The following is a 6,514-nucleotide window of genomic DNA, read 5'->3' on the forward strand; positions in this document are numbered from 1 at the left end:
TTGAAATTATTTACATTTATTTTAAAGTAATTCTAATTTTCATTCGTCTCTACTCCTGAAAACCTAAAATTTTACTTAAGAAATTACCCTATGATCTCGATTTTTAAAACGAATATTCAAACAGGAGTTGAACTCAATAAAATCGCCCAGCATTTAAACAACTTACTTTCTGGAGCAACCTGGAGTGTTGATCTATCAGACGCTGATAAAATCCTTAGAATAGATTCAAGTGTTGATAAAATTGGGGATGCGGTTTCTTTACTTACCAAATTCGGTTACAATTGCGAAAACCTGCAAAACTTTTATGCCCCACCCGTTTGGTAATAATTAATCAGCCATTACCTTTTCTGTGTGATCAAATAAGCTGTAATCCATAACCGTTTTGCCGGCCTCGTTGTGGTAATGCATAATCTTAAATTTTGCATTCCATTGAATATCTTCATCCTGATAGCTGGTACGGGTATGGATTGTTTGCGCAAACGTATCGTCGAATGCCCTTAAAATCACAAAAATTTCCACTTCGGCTAATTTTAGTTCATCTAAATTTTTTTCGAAAATGGGGCTGTCTTCATTTATAGGATGTACCAAAGTCCAGTTCAACGAAAGAAAAGCAATTTTACTGCGCTCCAGTTCTAATGGATAAAAGCTACGTTTGAGTTTTCCATCAACGGTTTCGTTAAAAGTCATAAACATTTCCACCTCAACATCTATTAAAGAATTTTTTCTGAGGTTGGCAAGCCGACACATTAAACCTAGGCCGTTTTGGTAAGGTGCGATAACCATTTTTTTACTAAAAGTTACCTTGGAAGTAGGCCTACTGAAACGGCCATAGAGCAATCCGGTAGCCAGTGCGAAAGCCAACAAGCCCAACATACTTTCGAAAGCAGCCAGAACGCTGGTAATAAAACCTTGCGGAGAAATGTGGCCATAACCAACGGTAGAAATGGTTTGTGCGGAAAAGAAAAAAGCATCAAAGAATTGATCTCGAAGGGTTTTGCCATTTGCTCCATTCAAATTTTCGATTCCAATAACGTTGTAAGCAACAGCGAATAAAGTATTTACAATAAGATAGGCAATGAGTATCACCAGAAAAAAACGAGGCCAACTCATGGTAACTAACCGAGTATACGTATCATCAAATTTAAACCAGGGTAAGCCTGTACGTTCAATATTCGGAGTACCATCGGTATTTAGAACGCGTTGATTTTTGATTACGGGGCTCGAGCCGAAACCCAAATCATCATTAAACTGTACTTTTCGCTTAAAAAATGCCATAGATTGTTAAAAAGATTTTGGAAATATAAAAAAGTATATCAATATTTGTTCTATATAAACATGATAATTAAAAACTTAAATAACAATTGGTGGTGGCATAACGAAATTCGTTAGGCAAATTCTGTTGTTATATATTTTAAAATATTTTATAAACGATGAAAAGGATTGCCTTAAAAGCAATCCTTTTTTTATGCGCTGTCGTCATGCTGAGTTTATTTCGGCATCTGGTAAAAATGATTCTGAACCAAGTTCAGAACGACGAACGAGGGAAATAATAAAAATGAAAAAAATCTTAAATCATTTATTCGAAAATAAAAATTTCAGTAGGGAAGAGGCAAAAAATATACTCATTTCCATTACACAGGGGGAATTTAATTCTTCGCAAATTGCCGCTTTTATTACTGCTTATGCCATGCGTAATATCACTGTTGATGAGCTTCAGGGTTTCCGCGATGCCATGCTGGATTTGGGCATTAAAACAGATTTTTCTGATTATGAATTAATTGATCTTTGCGGTACCGGTGGAGATGGAAAAGACACTTTTAACATTTCCACCCTTTCCTCTTTCGTGGTGGCTGGTGCAGGACATAAAGTAGCAAAGCATGGTAATTATGGCGTTTCTTCAGGTTGTGGTTCATCAAACGTAATGGAATATCTGGGTTATAATTTTACCAATGATCAGGATATTTTGAAACGGAACCTTGATGCCGCTGGAATATGTTTTTTACACGCTCCTTTATTTAACCCGGCAATGAAAATTGTGGCACCGATACGGAAAGATTTGGGCATCAAAACCTTCTTTAATATGCTGGGACCAATGGTTAATCCATCACAACCAAAATATCAAATGGTTGGGGTTTTCAGTTTGGAACTTGCCCGTTTGTATAATTATTTATATCAGGATACTACCAAAAATTACACGATTGTGCATGCGCTTGAGGGATACGACGAGATCTCGCTCACTTGCGATGTGAAAACTTTCAATAACAAAGGTGAAAGTATTTTGACCTTAAGCGATATGGGTTTTGAAAAGGTTGCAGTAAATGACATCAAGGGTGGAGATACGGTAGAATCATCTGCAAAAATATTTATGAATGTACTTAATGGTGAGGCTACTGATGTACAAAACAATGTAGTGCTCTGCAACTCAGCATTAGCCATCAAAACAATCAAACCAATCGCCAGCTTTGCAGATTGTTTTTACGAAGCCGAAGAATCATTGGTAAGCAAAAAGGCGTTGGAAAGTTTTAAAAAATTGGTAGCCTGATGAGAAGTTTAAAGCTAAAGGTTTGCGGGATGAAGTTTGCAGCGAACATTGCTTCTGTCGCTGCGTTACAACTAGATTATTTGGGCTTCATATTTTATGAGCAGTCGCCGAGATTTATTTCTGATGTTTCTGCCGAATTGATAAAATATGTGCCTCATCAAATTAAAACTGTTGGCGTTTTTGTAAACGAAGATTTGGAGGTTGTTAAGAAAAAAGTAAATCTTTATCAGTTAAAAGCTGTTCAGTTACATGGCAATGAATCGGTTGAATACTGTAACGAATTGAAAGAGTCATTTAATAGTTTGGAAGTAATTAAAGCTTTTGGCGTAGAGGAGGAGTTTGATTTTTCTGTTTTAGATGTTTATGAAAATGTAGTTGATTTCTTTTTGTTCGATACAAAAACAAAAGCGCATGGTGGTTCAGGGAAAACTTTCGACTGGAAGATTTTGGAGAATTATAAATTAAATAAGCCTTATTTTTTAAGTGGAGGAATAGATTTAGAACATGCAGCAGCGATATCAAAAATTGAGAATTCGAGATTATATGCGTTAGACATTAATAGTCGGTTTGAAATTGAGGCAGGAGTTAAGGATGTACAGAAAATTGGAGAGTTTTTTGCAAAACTCGGTCATTAGTTTTCCTTATGCTATCCGTTTGGAGTGGAAAGGGAGTAGAATTTGATTATATTTTGTCCTAGCCGGACGGGCTCTTCTCTTTTTGATTTCAAAAAGAAACAAAAAACACGGGCTGAAAATCTCACTATTAAAGTTAGAGGTTTGGCTTGGATAATGCATTTCGAAAATTTGTTAGGCCGGATTAGAGTGAAACGGAGATGGAGTGGCAAGGCTTTGCAGAATGGAATAATAAGTGGCTAAGAAATAAAAGATTGAAAGTTCACTACCGTCGGTTTTAAGCGACGCAATATTGATTAAAGATATTATGAAATACAAAGTAAACGAAAAAGGATATTACGGAGATTTTGGTGGAGCATACATTCCGGAAATGCTCTATCCAAACGTGGAAGAATTGCGTCAAAACTACTTGAAAATTATTGATGATGCCGATTTTCAAAAGGAATTTCATCAACTTATGAAGGATTATGTAGGTCGCCCTTCGCCATTGTATTTGGCAAATCGTTTATCAGCAAGATATGGGGCGAATATTTTCTTAAAAAGAGAAGACCTAAATCATACTGGTGCACACAAAATCAACAACACAATAGGTCAAATTCTTCTGGCAGAAAAGCTTGGAAAAAAGCGAATCATCGCCGAAACAGGTGCTGGTCAGCATGGCGTGGCAACCGCTACCGTATGTGCCCTGCGTAATTTGGAATGTGTAATTTATATGGGCGAAGTAGACATTGAGCGGCAGGCACCAAACGTTGCCCGGATGAAAATGTTGGGCGCTAAAGTGGTACCGGCAAGTTCTGGAAGTAAGACACTTAAAGATGCCACTAACGAGGCGATGCGAGACTGGATCAACAATCCGGTTGATACCCATTATATTATCGGTTCGGTGGTTGGGCCACATCCTTACCCAGATATGGTTGCCATTTTCCAGTCTATTATCTCTGAGGAAACTAAAAAACAATTGATCGAGCAAACTGGAAACGATCAACCAGATTATGTTTTGGCTTGTGTTGGTGGTGGAAGTAATGCCATGGGTATGTTTTATCATTTTATGGAAGATGAAAATGTGAAATTAATTGCTGTTGAAGCGGCTGGAAAAGGTGTTTCAAGTGGTTTTTCTGCAGCAACTACTTATCTTGGAAAAGAAGGAGTTTTACATGGAAGCCGGAGTATTTTAATGCAAACAGATGATGGACAGGTGGTGGAGCCGCATTCGGTTTCTGCTGGTTTGGATTATCCGGGAATTGGTCCGCAACATGCCCATTTATTCAAAACTGGCCGCGGGAAATACGTTTCCATTACCGATGAGGAAAGTTTGGATGCTGGCTTGTTGTTAACACAATTGGAGGGAATAATACCCGCAATAGAAAGCGCACATGCATTAGCCTATTTAGAAAAAATGGAATTTAAAGGTGGCGAAAATGTGGTGGTTTGCTTATCAGGACGGGGCGATAAGGACTTAGATACTTACATTAAATATTTTAAATTATAAAGATAAGTCGTCATTGCGAGGTACGAAGCAAACTTAATGCTTTGGATTTATTAACCTTGCTATCGTTTTAGGATTGCTTCGTGCCTCGCAACGACGAAAAGTTGAAAACAATGAACAGAATCAAACAACTCTTCGAAGAGAAAAAAAATATATTGTCAATTTATTATACCGCTGGTTTCCCAAATATTGGCGATACGATTAAAATTGCTGAAGCTTTAGAAAAATCTGGTGCTGATATGCTGGAGATCGGATTCCCATATTCAGATCCTGTTGCTGATGGTCCGGTAATTCAGGCCAGTAGTAAAAAGTCGCTAGATCAAGGCATGAACTTAAAGCTGCTCTTTGAGCAACTTAAGGATTTGCGCAAAAGCGTAACTATTCCTGTTTTACTCATGGGATATGTAAATCCGGTTTTGCAATTCGGTGTAAAAAACTTTTGTAAAGCTTGTGCTGAAGTAGGAGTAGATGGCTGCATTGTACCCGATTTGCCGATGGTAGAATACGAAGAATTTTACAAAGGCTGTTTCGAAGAACACAATCTGAGCAACGTATTTTTGATTACTCCACAAACCGCTGATGAGCGTATCCATAAAATTGATGGCTTAACAAACGGTTTCATTTACCTGCTTTCTTCTTCAGCAACAACTGGTAAAAACCTCGAAGTAGGCAATACCACGGAAAATTACTTCAGCAGAATTAAGAATATGAATTTAAAAAATCCAACCATGATTGGATTTGGGATTAGCGATAAGCAAACTTTTGATAAAGCCTGTTCTTATGCAAATGGGGCAATAATTGGTACCGCTTTCGTAAAAGCTATCGAGAATGGGAATATCGAAGAGAATGTAAGTGAGTTTATGAAGAAGTTTAAATCTTAAGGTCGTGACCGTAAAGCAAATTTCGTCATTGCGAGGCACGAAACAATCCCCAGTTCTGGTCGTAGCGTCTCGCTACGATCTTTTGTTTTTTTGTCCTGGCCGGAATGGCTTTTTTTGTTGATTCTAAAAGGAAAAAAACATCGACTGAAAATACCTCACCCCGCCCTCTCCTGAAAGAGAAGGAGCTGTTCGTGAAATTTAGGCTATATTGAAGAAAACGGAGATGATGTGGTGGGGCTTAGTTGGATAGGAAGTTGTGCGAGTAAATTTTATAAATCGTCATTTTAACCGTAGCAGAGAACTCTTTTAGATGAGTTGGTACAAGATTCAAAGATTTTTCCATTGTGCTGCGTTTCATTCGAATTGACGGCTTTTTGTGTTTTTATCTTATCCAATCTTCATAACTCATTTCAAACTTTACTTCCCCTTTATTTACCATCCCGACATTTTTCCAGCCTTGTTTTTCGTAAAACTTTTCGGCTCTGGTGTTCGGTGCGGTTCCTAGCCAAACCATTTTTTTTGTTTGGTTGAAGTACCAATCCATCATCAATCGATGGAGCGCTTTGCCGATTCCCTTTTCTTCAAATTCTGGCATTACGAATGAAGCCCAGATATTGTTCTCCTTCAAATCAACGATAGAGAAGCCTACTATATTTCCATCAATTTCGCAGACCCATCCTCGGCCACGTTGGGTTAAAAATTCCTCACAATCTGCATCGGTGACGAGTAAAGGGTTAGACAAGGTGTTCTCCTTAACGGAATGTCGAACGATTTGGATTTTAGCGATATCGGATATTTCTGCCTGGCGGTAAATCATAAAACTAAAATATTGAATTTTTTTTATAAATCGTCCTTTAGATTTGTATCAGTATCTTATTTAGGGGTTAATTGAATTTTACAATTAGTTTAGCTTTGAATAAAATATTTAAAAGATTACCTAAATCGGTAGCGGCACATTAATGGTTCGTCAAGG

7 protein-coding genes are annotated in these 6,514 nt (G+C 37.6%); 5 read left to right on the forward strand and 2 right to left on the reverse strand.

The window, feature by feature from the left end; translation table 11 throughout:
• The first annotated feature begins 90 nt into the window (after positions 1-90).
• Positions 91-324 (forward strand): hypothetical protein, encoded by a 234-nt coding sequence (locus OQZ33_RS23955; protein WP_265802090.1) that lies wholly within the window; start codon positions 91-93, stop codon positions 322-324.
• 3 nt (positions 325-327) lie between these two features.
• Here the strand turns inward: OQZ33_RS23955 and OQZ33_RS23960 are convergent, their stop codons facing one another.
• Positions 328-1,275, reverse strand: a complete 948-nt coding sequence (locus OQZ33_RS23960) for an ion channel (protein WP_265802092.1) — start codon at positions 1,273-1,275, stop codon at positions 328-330.
• Between the two features lie 280 nt (positions 1,276-1,555).
• Here OQZ33_RS23960 and trpD point away from each other — a divergent pair, with 280 nt between their 5' ends.
• From trpD to trpA, 4 genes are all read left to right on the forward strand, one after another.
• Positions 1,556-2,542, forward strand: a complete 987-nt coding sequence (gene trpD, locus OQZ33_RS23965) for an anthranilate phosphoribosyltransferase (RefSeq protein WP_265802093.1) — start codon at positions 1,556-1,558, stop codon at positions 2,540-2,542.
• On the forward strand, positions 2,542-3,177 hold the full coding sequence (locus tag OQZ33_RS23970) for a phosphoribosylanthranilate isomerase (RefSeq protein WP_265802094.1): 636 nt from the start codon (positions 2,542-2,544) through the stop codon (positions 3,175-3,177). The genes trpD and OQZ33_RS23970 overlap by 1 nt, the downstream gene beginning before the upstream one ends.
• Positions 3,178-3,481: 304 nt before the next feature.
• Positions 3,482-4,663 carry a tryptophan synthase subunit beta gene (gene trpB / locus OQZ33_RS23975; RefSeq protein ID WP_265802095.1) on the forward strand — a complete coding sequence of 394 codons (1,182 nt, stop codon included), beginning with the start codon at positions 3,482-3,484 and terminating at the stop codon, positions 4,661-4,663.
• Positions 4,664-4,773: 110 nt separating this feature from the next.
• Entirely contained in the window at positions 4,774-5,541 is a 768-nt protein-coding gene (gene trpA, locus OQZ33_RS23980) for a tryptophan synthase subunit alpha (RefSeq protein WP_265802096.1), read from the forward strand.
• A gap of 382 nt (positions 5,542-5,923) precedes the next feature.
• Here the strand turns inward: trpA and OQZ33_RS23985 are convergent, their stop codons facing one another.
• Entirely contained in the window at positions 5,924-6,358 is a 435-nt protein-coding gene (locus OQZ33_RS23985; protein ID WP_265802098.1) for a GNAT family N-acetyltransferase, read from the reverse strand.
• Positions 6,359-6,514: the final 156 nt, after the last annotated feature.

The organism is Pedobacter sp. MC2016-05, from assembly GCF_026239735.1.
Lineage (GTDB): Bacteria > Bacteroidota > Bacteroidia > Sphingobacteriales > Sphingobacteriaceae > Pedobacter.